This window comes from Paenibacillus sp. YPG26, assembly GCF_023704175.1.
In the GTDB taxonomy this organism is placed as follows: Bacteria; Bacillota; Bacilli; order Paenibacillales; family Paenibacillaceae; genus Fontibacillus.
The window spans coordinates 3,525,776-3,540,296 of the sequence record NZ_CP084530.1; the positions used below are offsets into that span (position 1 = coordinate 3,525,776).

16 protein-coding genes are annotated in these 14,521 nt (G+C 49.7%); 1 reads left to right on the forward strand and 15 read right to left on the reverse strand.

All coding sequences use genetic code 11. The annotated features are described in order from the left end of the window. Nucleotides 1-127: 127 nt before the first annotated feature. The 3 genes from spoIID to LDO05_RS16705 all read right to left on the reverse strand — a co-directional run bounded on the left by spoIID (nucleotide 128) and on the right by LDO05_RS16705 (nucleotide 3,577). Complete coding sequence (gene spoIID / locus LDO05_RS16695) at nucleotides 128-1,441, reverse strand: stage II sporulation protein D (protein ID WP_251376433.1); 1,314 nt, start codon at nucleotides 1,439-1,441, stop codon at nucleotides 128-130. A gap of 233 nt (nucleotides 1,442-1,674) precedes the next feature. Further along, nucleotides 1,675-3,018, reverse strand: coding sequence for a UDP-N-acetylglucosamine 1-carboxyvinyltransferase (gene murA / locus LDO05_RS16700; protein ID WP_251376434.1), 1,344 nt, complete (start codon nucleotides 3,016-3,018; stop codon nucleotides 1,675-1,677). A gap of 301 nt (nucleotides 3,019-3,319) precedes the next feature. Next, entirely contained in the window at nucleotides 3,320-3,577 is a 258-nt protein-coding gene (locus LDO05_RS16705; protein ID WP_251376435.1) for a DUF1146 family protein, read from the reverse strand. A 352-nt stretch (nucleotides 3,578-3,929) separates the two neighbouring features. Between LDO05_RS16705 and LDO05_RS16710 the strand changes: the two genes are divergently transcribed. Continuing rightward, complete coding sequence (locus tag LDO05_RS16710; protein WP_251376436.1) at nucleotides 3,930-4,625, forward strand: copper homeostasis protein CutC; 696 nt, start codon at nucleotides 3,930-3,932, stop codon at nucleotides 4,623-4,625. 135 nt (nucleotides 4,626-4,760) lie between these two features. On the opposite strand, the gene LDO05_RS16715 is transcribed toward LDO05_RS16710, so the two are convergent. From LDO05_RS16715 to upp, 12 genes are all read right to left on the reverse strand, one after another. Beyond that, nucleotides 4,761-5,174 carry a F0F1 ATP synthase subunit epsilon gene (locus LDO05_RS16715; RefSeq protein WP_251376437.1) on the reverse strand — a complete coding sequence of 138 codons (414 nt, stop codon included), beginning with the start codon at nucleotides 5,172-5,174 and terminating at the stop codon, nucleotides 4,761-4,763. A gap of 190 nt (nucleotides 5,175-5,364) precedes the next feature. Beyond that, entirely contained in the window at nucleotides 5,365-6,765 is a 1,401-nt protein-coding gene (atpD, locus tag LDO05_RS16720) for a F0F1 ATP synthase subunit beta (RefSeq protein WP_251376438.1), read from the reverse strand. A gap of 92 nt (nucleotides 6,766-6,857) precedes the next feature. After that, nucleotides 6,858-7,727 (reverse strand): ATP synthase F1 subunit gamma, encoded by an 870-nt coding sequence (gene atpG, locus LDO05_RS16725; RefSeq protein WP_251376439.1) that lies wholly within the window; start codon nucleotides 7,725-7,727, stop codon nucleotides 6,858-6,860. Nucleotides 7,728-7,850: 123 nt separating this feature from the next. Continuing rightward, nucleotides 7,851-9,365: a F0F1 ATP synthase subunit alpha gene (gene atpA, locus LDO05_RS16730; protein ID WP_251376440.1), complete on the reverse strand. Its 1,515-nt coding sequence runs from the start codon at nucleotides 9,363-9,365 to the stop codon at nucleotides 7,851-7,853. 24 nt (nucleotides 9,366-9,389) lie between these two features. Continuing rightward, a complete protein-coding gene (locus LDO05_RS16735) occupies nucleotides 9,390-9,929 on the reverse strand; it encodes a F0F1 ATP synthase subunit delta (RefSeq protein ID WP_251376441.1) in 540 nt (179 codons plus the stop codon). Beyond that, nucleotides 9,926-10,414 carry a F0F1 ATP synthase subunit B gene (gene atpF / locus LDO05_RS16740; protein ID WP_251376442.1) on the reverse strand — a complete coding sequence of 163 codons (489 nt, stop codon included), beginning with the start codon at nucleotides 10,412-10,414 and terminating at the stop codon, nucleotides 9,926-9,928. Before atpF ends, LDO05_RS16735 begins: the two co-directional genes overlap by 4 nt. A gap of 125 nt (nucleotides 10,415-10,539) precedes the next feature. After that, the gene (gene atpE, locus LDO05_RS16745; protein ID WP_251376443.1) at nucleotides 10,540-10,767 is read right to left on the reverse strand and encodes a F0F1 ATP synthase subunit C; all 228 of its coding nucleotides are present in this window, start codon (nucleotides 10,765-10,767) and stop codon (nucleotides 10,540-10,542) included. 74 nt (nucleotides 10,768-10,841) lie between these two features. Next, the gene (atpB, locus tag LDO05_RS16750; protein WP_251376444.1) at nucleotides 10,842-11,657 is read right to left on the reverse strand and encodes a F0F1 ATP synthase subunit A; all 816 of its coding nucleotides are present in this window, start codon (nucleotides 11,655-11,657) and stop codon (nucleotides 10,842-10,844) included. Beyond that, complete coding sequence (locus LDO05_RS16755) at nucleotides 11,650-12,063, reverse strand: ATP synthase subunit I (protein ID WP_251376445.1); 414 nt, start codon at nucleotides 12,061-12,063, stop codon at nucleotides 11,650-11,652. The genes atpB and LDO05_RS16755 overlap by 8 nt, the downstream gene beginning before the upstream one ends. Continuing rightward, nucleotides 12,056-12,340, reverse strand: a complete 285-nt coding sequence (locus LDO05_RS16760) for an AtpZ/AtpI family protein (RefSeq protein WP_251376446.1) — start codon at nucleotides 12,338-12,340, stop codon at nucleotides 12,056-12,058. The genes LDO05_RS16755 and LDO05_RS16760 overlap by 8 nt, the downstream gene beginning before the upstream one ends. A 173-nt stretch (nucleotides 12,341-12,513) precedes the next feature. Further along, complete coding sequence (gene wecB / locus LDO05_RS16765) at nucleotides 12,514-13,650, reverse strand: non-hydrolyzing UDP-N-acetylglucosamine 2-epimerase (RefSeq protein WP_251378765.1); 1,137 nt, start codon at nucleotides 13,648-13,650, stop codon at nucleotides 12,514-12,516. A gap of 175 nt (nucleotides 13,651-13,825) precedes the next feature. Then, nucleotides 13,826-14,455, reverse strand: a complete 630-nt coding sequence (upp, locus tag LDO05_RS16770; protein ID WP_251376447.1) for a uracil phosphoribosyltransferase — start codon at nucleotides 14,453-14,455, stop codon at nucleotides 13,826-13,828. Nucleotides 14,456-14,521: the final 66 nt, after the last annotated feature.

Here is a 14,521-nt window from a genome sequence, read left to right on the forward strand (position 1 = left end):
ACAACTCTTTTATACTTCGGCAATCCTATTTATTTGTAAAATAACCCAGCCACCCATTTCACGCTCTTTCCTAATGGTAAATCATATTGTGAACCTTTATACCACCATCACGATTGTAAAGCCCGCCTTAACTCTTGGACAGCAGCCTGGAGGCTTGTTCCAAAGAGATTCCCGTGTAATAGTGCTTCAGGATCTCAGTCACCGTGCGGCCTTCCCGGGCCATTCCGTTAGCTCCCCATTGACTCATTCCTACGCCGTGGCCATATCCGTAGGTTGTAATCCTGACCTCATCTCCTTCTATATCAAAACGGAACTGGCTAGACCGCAGGCCCAGCTTCTCCCGAATCTCTCTCCCGCTGAACTTGCTCCCGCCTATCTCTGCTTCCTTGACTCTATGTCCTGTGGTGCTTGATAGGATCTTGAAAAGACTTCCCGCATTGCCCTTCTGCGCACTGGCAGGCACGCTTGCCTGGTCAAGCCCGAGCTTGTGCAATACACGGCTCAGCTTCAAGGTAACCGTCTCCTTATAGGCCGGATTCAGCTTCGCATCCCAGGGGCTGGCCACACTGCGGAGATAGGGAATCTTCTGACTCCAGTACTCTTCCGAATTCTCGGTATACCCGCTGCTCGCCGAGAAAAAGGAGGCCGTGATCGGCTTGCCTTGATAGGTCATAATCGTACCGGTTGTCTCTTGTACGGCCTTCTTGATCTTGGCCAGCTTGTCGGCCTCGCCGTTCGTCTTCCACCGGGCAAGCTCAGCACGTGAGAGATAGGCCTGGTGAGTGACGGTATCTGTCACATTGGCCGACCCGCGCGGCACGCCGCTGACATGCCCATCCACCAGCCGGCGCACGATGAAGGTCCGGGCGGCGACAGCCTGGGCCTTCAGTGCCTCCAGCTCGAAGGTGGCCGGCATCTCTGCGGCTAGCACGCCAGCCACATACTCTTCGAGCGGGAGGGTCTCGGTGACGCCGGTCTTCGTGAGATAGACCCGGACCGGCGTCTTGACCGCCTGCGGCTGGGCGGCCAGCGCGGGCACCGGCGGCTTCGCCGGAACCTGCACCTGCGCGGGCTGCACCGCCGCGCCGGGCGCATGCTGCCCGCGATGGAGCGTAAGCAGCGCGGGCAGCACCAGGGCCGCCGCCGTCAGCACAGCCGCGGCGGCCAGGATCTGGCGGTCCTTTCTTCCGAATCTCCCCCGGAAGAAAGGACCGCGGCCCCCTCGCACGCGAATGCGGGTGCGGGGCGGCTCGCCCGCGCCGGGCGGCGGCGTATGCGCGCCCGGCGGCGGCAGCTGCTGCGGGCCCGCGCTTAGCGGGGCCCGCGAAGGGGCCGCAGCCGCCGCTGGATTGGTTTTTATATCATTTAAGCCAGGCTCCCCTAATCTTGATTGATAACCAGGCGTTAATGTTACTTTTATAGATGCTCTCTTCTCCCTCATGCTTCTTGCTACCTCCATCACCTACTAGTAATTTAGCTGACCTGGTCAAGATTGTCCGGTCAGTTCACTCTAGCTTTTACTCGTTATATCTTTTCGCCAATATACTTATAGATATGAGTTTTGGTCAGGAGGTAGAACCCGCACGCATAGCATTTAGCTCCACACTACGCTTATCCACACGACAAAAAAAGACCCCTGCCCTAAAGCAGAGGTCCTTCTAAATATTATGATATTTACGCCAAAGTAGGCTGGATCTTGAAAATACCCAGTTCTTCTTGAACCGCCGAAGCCTCGCTGCCGGATGCTTCCGTCTCTTCGTCCATGGATACACGCCAGATGTTAGCTCCAAGTCCTTGCAGCTTCTCAGCCAGGTTCACGTAACCCCGATCGATGTGGTGTGTTCCACTCACTTCGGTTGTGCCTTCAGCTACGAGTCCGGCAATGATAAGCGCCGCACCGGCCCGAAGATCTGTGGCGCAGACTTTCGCGCCCTTAAGGTTCGAACCGCCTGTAACAATTGCGCTGCGGCCTTCTACCTTGATCTCCGCATTCATCAAGCTGAACTGCTCTACATGCATAAAGCGATTCTCGAATACAGTCTCGGCCACCACACTGGTGCCTTCAGATTTAAGCAGCAGGGCCATCATCTGCGACTGCATATCAGTCGGGAATCCCGGATAAGGCAATGTCTTCACATCAACGGAGCGCAGCGGCTTGTTCGCTGTTACACGAATTCCGTTCTCCTGCACATCCACAGCAACGCCCATTTCTTCAAGCTTGGAGATTACAGGTCCGAGGTGATCCGCAATCGCACCCTCTACGAACACGTCTCCGCCCGTAATGGCTGCCGCGATCATATAAGTTCCTGCCTCAACACGGTCAGGGATAACAGTATGATCCACACCATGCAGCTTCTCAACGCCCTCAATGCGGATCACACCGGTTCCCGCACCGCGAATGATTGCCCCCATGCTGGTTAGATAATTCGCAAGATCGACAATTTCCGGCTCTTTCGCCGCATTTTCGATAACCGTGGTGCCTTCTGCAAGTGTAGCTGCCATCATAATGTTCTCGGTAGCTCCCACACTCGCCACGTCCAGGTAGATCTTCGCACCGCGGAGCCTGCCTTCGGACTTAGCTTCAATATAACCTTGACCAATGTTAATCTCAGCACCCATAGCCTCGAAGCCCTTAAGATGCTGATCGATCGGTCTGGTCCCTATAGCGCATCCGCCAGGGAGTGAAATTCTTGTATGTCCCATGCGTGTAAGCAGGGGTCCCATGACCAGGAAAGATGCCCGCATTTTGCGTACCCACTCATAGGGAGCTTCACAGGATACCAGTCTCTGCGCATCCACCGTGATCACTTCCTGCTCGTATGTAACAGCAGCTCCTAGATACTCCAATACCTTATTAATCGTCATCACATCATCAAGTGGTGGTGCATCTCTTATGATGCTGACCCCTTCTTCACCCAACAAAGAGGCTGCGATAATGGGCAGCACTGAGTTCTTAGCTCCGCTGACTTTGACGTTCCCGGTCAACACATTGCCACCGCGGACGATAAATTTGCTCATCTTGGTTCCCTCCGCGCGTTCATTTTCTCTTTTTAACTTTTGAAAAGAGTATCCCGCTAATTCACTAAGTTTCATAATACCATGGTTTATTTACATGACTCAAGAGTTTGTTAACATAAGAACATTGCCCAGCACGTTAAGCCGAGCCGACTTTAATCACAATGTTCTCTTACCATACTGGGGATAAAGTTGCGGGAGCATAAGATCCATATTCCCATTGTTAACACATTGTTTCGATGTTATTCGACATTTCATACTCGCTAAATAATTCCTATGAGAGATATAACCAAACGTCTGAATATTAAAACATGTATCGAAGCATTCGCGTATAACCCCAGTAATCCAGCACAAAAGAAGCAACAAAATGTCCCAAAACAACGGCTAGCAGAAGATGCAGCAGCTTGCCCTGTGGTCCTTTTGGGTTGCGTACAACCAAATCCAGCTTCAAATTCTGCAGCGCCCAGAAGGCGGCCGCAATGCTAACCAGCGATACGATGATAGCTGTCAGACCACCCACAGCTATACTTGACGGCAATTGGCTCACCGTGTTTGAATCCACTTGGATTCCTCCTCGGGCACGCTTATAATCTATGCGGGCAACCTAAAATCGGTTAATCACACACACCATAGATTATATCGGTTATTTATGAAAGAAACTGAAGGATGTATTTCCTCCACCTTATTCACGGGATTGGCGCAATTTTTTAATTTGTATTTTACAAAACAAAGACCTTCTATATCATACTTGCCAAGCTTGTAATAATCCAGCTTTTTTCATGCTTTTTCAAATTTTGTCACATGAAAGCGGTTAATTGTACAAAGTATAACTTCGCCTGCTTTTTTAATATAATTAAGAGTGGAGATAATCTGGATATGTACACTCTTACACAGTAATTTACGGGGGAAATTCTATGATACTTGAAGTCATTGCCTACACCCTCGGCGATGCAAAAGTTGCTCATGCAGCCGGAGCCGACAGGATTGAGATCATTACCGCACCCGCAGAAGGCGGGTTAACACCGAGCCGCGGTCTTGTTGAAGAGATCCGGGAACACAGCAGTATTGATATGCGTATTATGGTGCGGCCGCACAGCCGCCATTTCTGCTATGACGCAGATGACGTTCAGACTATAGTCAGAGATGCCAAATTGTTCAATGGTCTAGGTATTGACGGATTTGTATTTGGCGCGCTTACTCCTGAACGGAGGGTCGATGAAGAGCTTCTGAACAGATTCATTGAGGCGGCTGGCGGGCTTCCGATCACCTTCCACCGGGCATTTGACGAAGTTCTTGACCAGGAAGAGGCACTCATGACTTTAAGCCGTTTCCCACAGGTTACCCATGTTCTAACCTCAGGGGCTAAACCTTCTGCTGCTGAAGCTGTAGATACGCTGCGTCAGCTTCAGCATCTGGCGACTCATGCGGGTCACCTTCGGATCATTGCTGGTGCAGGCTTAACTGTAGATATACTTGCTGACTTTATTCAGAGATCTGGTGTATCTGAAGTCCATATGGGTTCCGGCGTCCGGGTGAACAATCATATCCTTCAGCCGCTGGATGCCAGTTCAATCTCGGAAGCGAGAGGTTGGGTACATCGATCCCGCTGACTTCCTCCCTGCAATCATGTTCCAAATTTGGTTCTATTATATGTAGGATTGAGGGGAATAACCTGTATATGCTGCATAAGTAAAAGAGGCATTTCCTCTGGTCACCCGGACCACGGAAATGCCTCTTCTTCTTATCTATTCCTTGCTTCGGGTAGAGACGTTGATACGGGTAATCGCTCTTTGTAATGCCAGCTCCGCACGACGGTGATCGATTAGATCCTGCTTACCACTCGAGCTTAGACGCCGTTCAGCGCGTTCTCTCGCCGCTATGGCACGTTCTACATCAATGTCCGTAGACTTCTCTGCGCTTTCGGCCAATAGAATCACTTTATCCTTCTGAACTTCAACAAAACCGCCGTGTACGGCAAGCGTTGTTGATTGCTTCGCGGACTTAATGGTGATCGGAGCTACTTTCAGTGGTGTGACAAAAGGAATGTGTCCGGGGAGAATCCCCAGTTCCCCTTCTTCCCCACGTACTGACAGGCTCTCAACCTGTTCCGAGAATACAATGCGCTCAGGAGTAACAATTTCTAATAAAAAGGTGCTCACTTGCAACCCTCCTCAAAGTTTTCCTCGAGAGGAAAACTCACTTCGTAAGCATAAGCCAAGCTATCCAAAGGATAGCTATCTTCGTAAGCACTACTAAGTTTTCCTCGAGAGGAAAACTCACTTCGTAAGCATTAAGCCAAGCTATCCAAAGGATAGCTATCTTCGTAGCATTGCTAAGTTCTCCGGTGAATTACAGAGACTTCGCTTTCTCAACAGCTTCTTCGATAGTTCCTACGTACAAGAAGGCTGCTTCCGGAAGATCATCATGCTTACCATCCAGAATTTCTCTGAAGCTGCGTACAGTCTCAGCAATTGGAACGTATTTACCTGGGAATCCGTTAAATGCCTCAGCTACGTGGAACGGCTGGGACAAGAAGCGTTGAATTCTGCGGGCACGTCCAACGATCAGCTTATCTTCTTCACTAAGCTCATCCATACCGAGGATCGCGATGATATCTTGAAGCTCTTTGTAACGGGCCAAGATTTGCTTGACACCTTGAGCTACGTTATAATGCTCTTCACCAACGACTTCCGGAGTCAGAATCCGGGAGCTGGATGCGAGTGGATCTACCGCTGGGTAGATACCCATTTCAGAGATTTTACGCTCCAGGTTCGTCGTTGCATCCAAGTGGGCAAATGTAGTTGCCGGAGCCGGGTCAGTATAGTCATCCGCTGGAACGTAGATGGCCTGAATGGAAGTAACGGAACCCTTCTTGGTTGAAGTAATCCGCTCTTGCAATTGACCCATCTCCGTAGCAAGTGTCGGCTGATAACCAACCGCTGAAGGCATACGTCCAAGAAGGGCGGATACTTCAGAACCTGCTTGTGTGAAGCGGAAGATGTTATCGATGAACAGAAGCACGTCACGGCCTTCTTGATCACGGAAGTACTCGGCCATTGTAAGACCTGTCAGAGCAACACGAAGACGCGCACCTGGTGGTTCATTCATTTGTCCGAATACCATGGCCGTCTTGCCGATAACGCCGGAATCGGTCATCTCATGGTACAAGTCATTACCTTCACGTGTACGTTCGCCTACGCCGGCGAATACGGAGATACCGCCATGCTCTTGAGCGATGTTGTTGATAAGCTCCTGGATGGTTACCGTCTTACCTACACCGGCACCACCGAACAGACCGATCTTACCACCTTTGGCATAAGGGGCAAGCAAGTCGATAACTTTGATTCCTGTTTCGAGAATCTCAGCTTGTGTGGACAGCTCTTCAAATGAAGGAGGCTGACGGTGAATCGGATTCTTTACAGTAGCCGCAGTTTCGCCTCTGTTGTCGATAGTCTCACCCAGCACGTTGAATACACGGCCCAGAGTAGCTTCACCAACAGGTACAGAGATAGGCGCGCCTGAATCTACAACTTCTGTACCGCGAACAAGACCGTCCGTAGAGGACATCGCGATACAACGAACCAGATTGTCACCCAAGTGATTGGAAACTTCAAGGATCAGGTTACTTACGTTCCCTTGTTGATCCTTCTTCTCAATTCTAATAGCATTGAAAATCTCGGGAAGTTGACCACGTTCAAATTCAACGTCGACAACCGGACCCATAATGCTGACAACGCGTCCTTTACTCATCTTTCTCGTTTCCCTCCTAGGTGTTTGCGGTGATGGCTCCAAATACTTATAGCTGCAAATCTAACCGCAAACTGTCATTGTAACCTTGATAATTAGGATTGAGCATTCGCTCCGGCCACAATCTCCGTAATTTCTTGAGTGATTGCCGCTTGGCGAGCACGGTTATAAGTCAGTGTCAATTCACCGATCATCTTGCTGGCATTCTTCGTTGCATTGCCCATCGCCGTCATCTTGGCACCAAGTTCACTTGCTTTACCCTCGAGCAAAGCACCATAAATGATGGTCTCCGCATACTTAGGTAGAAGCACTTTAAGAACGTCCTCAGGTGAAGGCTCATACTCATAGCTTGCCTTCACTTCAGTGGATGCCGCGGCCTCCGGTCCAGCAAATGGAAGAAGGAGGTTAATGGTTGGCACTTGGGTAAGTGCGTTAATGAATTTGTTGTAGCAGATGTAGACCTCGTCATACTGCTCATTCTCAAAGCTGCTAACCGCCGAGTAAGCCAAGGACTTGATATCGGCGAACGAAGGAGAGTCTGAGAGCTCAGTCACCTCGCCCACAACAGGAAGCTCACGCCGTCTGAAATAGTCGCGGCCTTTGCGTCCGACTACGAATATACCGTACTCCTCTTTGGAGGAGTGACTAGCCTTGATCTTATCCATAACAGCACGAAGCATGTTGGCATTGTAACCGCCCGCAAGTCCGGCATCGGAAGTGATGACGATGTACGCCGTTTTCTTGACTGGACGGGTAACCAGCATCGGATGAGATATTCCTTTGGTAGCCGCAGCGATCCCGTTCACTACTTCCTTCAGCTTTTCCGCGTAAGGACGTGAAGCCTGGGCTTTCTCCTGTGCTTTACGAAGCTTAGAAGCAGCTACCATCTCCATCGCTTTCGTGATCTGACGAGTACTTTGAATACTCTTGATCTGACGTTTTATTTCGCGAATCCCTTTTGCCATGATTTCACCACCTTAAAGTTTCGGACAAGCCAAAACTGACATCAGAAGCATATGTTTATGCCATACCTATATGGGAGCCTAAGCCTTGACACGTAGGTTCAAAGCTTAGGCTGACTGTGTTGTTTAAGCAGATACTGCAAAGCTCTTCTTGAACTTCTCGATAGCATCCTTCAAAGCGGACTCGTTATCTGCAGTCAGATCCTTGGTATCACGGATTGATTGCAGAATCTCCGGATGATGGCTGTCCACGAAGTTGTGGAATTCACCTTCAAAGCGGCGAACGTCAAGAACAGGGATTTCATCCAGGTACCCGCGAACTGCCGTGTACAAGCTGATTACCTGCTTCTCAACCGGAAGCGGCTGGTTAACACCCTGCTTGAGGATTTCCATCAGACGCGCACCACGGTTCAGACGAGCTTGCGTGGATTTGTCGAGGTCAGATCCGAACTGGGAGAACGCCTGAAGCTCACGATATTGAGCCAGGTCCAGACGGAGTGATCCTGCAACCTTCTTCATCGCTTTGATCTGTGCGGAACCACCGACACGGGATACAGAGATACCTACGTTGATCGCCGGACGTTGACCTGCATAGAACAAGTCAGACTCCAGGAAGATCTGTCCATCCGTGATGGAGATTACGTTGGTAGGAATGTAGGCGGATACGTCAGAAGCCTGAGTCTCGATGAAAGGCAGCGCCGTAATTGAACCGCCGCCAAGCTCATCGCTAAGCTTCGCCGCACGCTCCAGAAGACGGGAGTGCAGGTAGAAGACGTCACCAGGGAAGGCTTCCCGGCCCGGTGGACGACGGAGCAGCAAGGACAATTCGCGGTATGCCGCAGCTTGCTTGGACAAGTCATCATAGATGATGAGGACATGCTCGCCTTTGTACATGAAGTACTCGGCCATAGCTACACCGGCATAAGGTGCAATATACAGAAGCGGTGACGGATCCGAAGCAGCAGCAGTCACAACGATTGTATAATCAAGGGCACCATGCTTACGGAGAGTCTCAACCACGTTAACTACAGTGGATTGCTTTTGTCCAATAGCGACGTAGATACATTTCACGCCGTTACCCTTTTGGTTGATGATGGTATCAATCGCGATTGCGGTTTTACCAGTTTGACGGTCACCAATGATCAATTCCCGTTGGCCGCGGCCAATTGGAACCATCGCGTCAATCGCTTTAATTCCTGTTTGCATTGGTTCATGTACCGATTTACGGTCGATAACGCCTGGAGCGTTGTTCTCAACCGGACGGAATTCAGTAGTCGCAATAGGACCTCTGCCGTCAACCGGTTGTCCAAGCGGATTCACTACACGGCCAAGCAAAGCTTCGCCTGCAGGAACCTGCATGATTTGTCCAGTACGTTTCACTTGGTTACCTTCGCGAATCTCGCTGTATGGTCCCAAAATAACGACACCCACATTGCTCTCCTCAAGGTTCAGGGCAAGGCCGAAGATGCCGTTCTCAAATTCGAGCAGCTCGTTAGCCATCGCATTCTCGAGTCCGTGAACACGGGCGATCCCGTCACCAACTTGAATAACGGTTCCGACTTCAGCTACTTCGATTTCCGTTTTATATTGTTCGATTTGACTTTTGATCAGTGTACTGATCTCTTCAGGTCTGATACTCAAGAATTTCACCCCTATCTTCAGTGCTTATCTTCGAAAAGACTTTTCAAGGCGTTCCAATTTGCCGGCAAGGCTTCCGTCATACAGCTTGTCGCCGATGACTACCTTCATACCGCCGAGCAAATCTTTATCGACTACGTTATTAACACGGATTTTCTTATGAATCAACTCACCAAATTCCGCGGCAACCTTCTGTTGCTCCTGGTCATTTAACGGGTAAGTTGTGTATACCACGGCGTTAGCAACGCCTAGAGCTTCACTCGCGATTTTGACATAACTGTCAAGCAAGTCGGACAATACGTCCGATCTTCCACGCTCGATGAGCAGCTTGATTACAGCGATTACCGGTTGGGACAGCTTGCCTTCAAGGCTGCTGTTGATGATGCTCCATTTGGCTTCTTCAGAAATATTAGGCGAGGTAATAAAATTCACGATATCCTTGTCGGAAGTAAGTGCCTTTACCGCTGCTGTCAATTCCTGTTCAACTTCAAGCGTGCGGCCATCCTGCGCCGCGGCCTCATAAAGCGCTTTGGCATAGCGTTTGGCTACAACTGTCTCGCGGCTCATGATCGGCCACCGACTTCTTTGAGGTACTGATCAACCAGTTCTCCCTGCACGCTGTCTTCTTTCACTTCTTTGCCGATCAGCTTGGAAGCAATCTTGACGGATGCAACTCCAACTTCGCTGCGAAGCTGCTGCACCGCATTTTCCTTCTCGTTCTGAATCTCACGAACAGCATCATCCTTCAGACGGACAGCTTCGTTCTTGGCAAGCTCTACGATTTGAGCTGCTTGCTTGCTGCTGGTTTGTTTGGATTGTTCGATAATATCATAAGCATCCTGACGCGCCTGTTGCAGAGCTTGCTTCTGCTCCTCTACATATGCAGTTGCCTGTTCGCGCGTAGCTTTGGCTTCATCAAGCTGCTGACGAACCAGCTCACGGCGCTGCTCCATAATGGAGAACAAGGGACCAAATGCATATTTCTTAAGCAGCAAGTACAGGATTAGAAAAGCGATAAGCGTAATTGCTGTATTTTCCCATACGTAATTCAACCTCGTCACTCCTTTCCAAAAGCATCATTCATCTCAGATCGCCCGGTTAAGGGACTATTTAAGAATAAAGAAGGCGGCAGATGGACTTCGCCTTCCCCGCCAAGCTTTGGGTCGTACAATAATTATTAGGCTTTACCGTAGAACATGAACGCGAGTACCACGCCGATGATAGGCATAACCTCGATCAGACCTACTCCAAGGAACATCAAAGTTTGTAGAGTTGACTTAGCTTCTGGCTGACGAGCAACACCTTCAACTGTTTTACTGATCAAAAGACCGTTACCAATACCTGCGCCAAGTGCGCCCAGACCTGCTACAATACCTGCTGCTAACAATGCGTATCCTTCTACCATTTGTAAATCCTCCTCAAATTTGTGATTAATTTTTGTAATATCGATCAAGCTGAAATGAAAATTCAACTTGTGTGTTAATGATCTTCATGCATATCTACGGTTTGGGAGATGTACACCATCATCAGTACAACGAAGATGAAGGCTTGAATCGCGCCGATAAATATACTGAAACCCTGCCAAGCCATCAAGAGCGGTACAGATAGCACTGCGCCGATTACGTTGGATGTAGCTAGACCCATGATAACTCCGATCAGCACCTCTCCGGCAAAAATGTTCGCGTACAAACGAATACCGTGTGTAAGCAGCTTGGAGAATTGCTCAATCAAGTTAATTGGGAAGAAGATTGGATATGGCTGGAAGTAGTGTTTGAAGTAAGGCTTTGTATTCTTCACAGCTCCCAAATAGTGAACGATTACAAATACTAGAAGAGCAAGACCCATGGTTACGCCAATGTCAGCTGTTGGAGATTTCCACCAGGCAACCTCGGCATGGGGATGTTCTTCACCCTTCGCGTGCTGTTCGTCCAGCGTATGAGTGACTTGAACGAGCTCCTGACCAAAGACATGAGCTGCATCCTTATTGTCGTACTCTGTCACCACCCCAAAGATCAAACCCAGCATATTCCCTACAAAAATGAACATAATCATAGTTACGCCAAGTGCAAGGAAGGGCTTGCCTTTCTTGAAATCCATGGCGCTGGAGATCTGGGCTTGTACAAACTCGATCGCCCACTCCATGAAGTTCTGCATCTTGCTGGGGTTCTCAACAGATAAATTCCTTGTGGCAAGCTTGGCAATGATAAATACAATCACGCTGGTAACAATTAGCATTAGCACGACAGAAAGGTCAATGCGCAGTCCGCCCAACTCAATAATTGGTGATTCATGCATGTTTTTTCACCCCTTTCTCAGACGCGTCATCTTCTTCCTTTCTAGACTGGATAATACCTGCGAATAGTAGAAGGAACTGGGAGAAGACCAATCCGCCGACAACCGCGTAGATGTTGAACATCTCGGGCTTCTTAATGGCTATCATGGCAGCTGCCAAAGCAAAGGCGGCACGGGTGAAGAATCCTAGACCCCGTCGTCGTTGATCCTGGCTTGTAATTCCATCCATAAAACGTCTGACTTTAAGTGCCAAGTAATTGGCGTTCACATAACTGACGACAATGCCGAGAGCTATTCCAATCGGAATGGACTTATACTCCTGAAACAACGCTGCCGCAATGAAACATAGAGCAAGAGCGGAGTATGTCGCCACCTTCAGTACTCTACGGTATACCCGCAGTTCATCCATCGCTGTCCTCCATGACCTTCTTGATAAGATAAATGACACTAACCATGCCGATCACGACGCCGATAAGCACGCCAATTCCAGTGCGGATACCTGTCGAGGAACCGCTACCAAAACTATCCCACCAGCTGCCCAGATAATAGCCGGCAACTGTGCACACAGCAATGTCAATTCCAATCGCGGACACGAGACCTGCAGCTTTGAGGACGGTACCGGTATTAGCCGGTTTGTCAGAGTCTGAATCAGTTGATTTCTTTGGACTTTTTGAAGGTTGATCCATAGCATAACCCGCCTTATAATCCCAGTTTATTTTACTGAAATTAATGAACTTTTGTCAACGAAGAAATCTTTCACGCTTTAAAGCGAAAAGAGTACTAATTCCAGCCCTGACAACCCGCAAAGCGTACAGTATAACTGTATGCTGTCTATTTCTCGCTCATACTCCATCGGAAATCAATTTATGAACATTGTGTGAAAAGCGTCAGGACGCTCATCATTTAGCCCGAAATGGTGACAAATTGCCTTGACGATTCTCTCCGAAGCCTTACCGTCTCCATACGGGTTGGCAGCCCGGCTCATGGATTCATATAGAGCTTGATCAGACAACAGGACTCTTGTCCGCTCGTATACAGCCTCTTCATCTGTGCCTACCAGCTCCAGGGTTCCAGCTTCAATTCCTTCTGGGCGTTCGGTGGTATCCCGCAGAACCAGCACCGGAACACCAAAGGAAGGAGCTTCTTCCTGCATTCCGCCCGAGTCGGTCAGAATCAGATGCGTATGCGGATAGATGTTATGGAAATCAACCACATCCAGCGGGTCGATCAGCTTGATCCGGGGATGGCTGCCCAGGATTTCATAGGCTGGTTCCCGGACCGCCGGGCTTGGGTGGACCGGATAGACAATCGCGATATCCTCAAATTCATCGGCAATTCTCCGAACCGCTCTAAAGATATTACGGTGGGGCTCTCCTTGGGACTCCCTGCGGTGTGCCGTCATCAGAATCAATCTCTTACCCTCCGCAAAGTCCAGAACAGGGTGCTTGTAATCCGACTTCACAGTATATTGAAACACATCCGTAATCGTATTGCCTGTGACATAAATAGTTGAATCATTCTTGTTTTCTTTGCGCAGGTTGCCCGCAGACCAGTCCGTGGGTGCAAAGTGCATATCCGCAAGAACTCCGGTCAACTGACGGTTCATCTCCTCCGGGTAAGGGGAGAGCTTGTTCCACGTACGAAGGCCGGCTTCGACATGTCCAACCTGGATCTGCTGCAGGAAAGCGGCATAGCTGGCCAGGAAGGTCGTCAACGTGTCACCATGGACAAGCACAATATCCGGCTTCGCCTGGGCGAGCACTTCCTCCAGGCCTTGCAGTACCCGAATGGTAACCTCGTTCAGCGTCTGGCGTTCTTTCATCACATTCAGGTCATAGTCCGGATTGATCTGGAATACCTCAAGTACCTGATCCAGCATCTCACGGTGCTGCGCCGTCACACAGACCACAGATTCTATCTTGTCCGGATGCTTCTGAAGCTCCAGAATAAGCGGAGCCATCTTAATAGCCTCCGGTCTCACCCCAAAAATCGTCATCACTTTAATCTTGTTGTTCAAAACTGTAACCCCTTTCTATTTGCCTGAGACCGCGCCGGACTTCAGCCAGCGCCGCTCTTCCTGAAGATAATCGCAAGTAGACTTCCATGTCCTGCGATCATCTCTCGATCATCGTCCTTGAGCAGGCCTGCAGCTGAGAGCTGCAGGACCACGGCTACTTGGTTCCGTACAAGCGGTCTCCGGCATCTCCCAGACCTGGAATGATGTATCCATGATCGTCGAGGCGTTCATCCATTGCGGCTACATAAATATCCACATCCGGGTGAGCATCCTGAACCGCCTTAACCCCCTCTGGAGCCGCGATCAGGTTCATCATCTTGATCTGGGTGCAGCCCCGCTTCTTAAGGGATTCTATAGCAGCAATTGCTGAACCTCCGGTTGCCAGCATAGGATCAATAACGATCAGTTCGCGTTCTTGAACATCTGTGGGAAGCTTCACGTAGTACTCAACCGGCTGCAAAGTCTCAGGGTCACGGAACAAGCCCACATGTCCTACCTTGGCGGCAGGAAGCAGCTTGAGAACGCCATCCAGCATCCCCAGGCCAGCGCGCAGAATCGGAATAAGGCCCAGCATACGGCCGGAGATCACCTTCGATTCGGTCTCTGCAACAGGAGTCTGTACAATTATAGATTCGAGCGGCACATCTCTTGTAATCTCATAAGCCATCAAAGTGGCGACTTCATCCACCAATTCACGAAAATCCTTCGTGTTCGTACGCATATCGCGGATAAAAGTAAGTTTGTGTTGAATTAACGGGTGATCACATATCACTAATTTTCCCATGGCTAGTCCCTCCGGTTATGTTGCTGCTGTGTTCTCCTTAAGAGGCCTGGCCCTGTATACATAAGC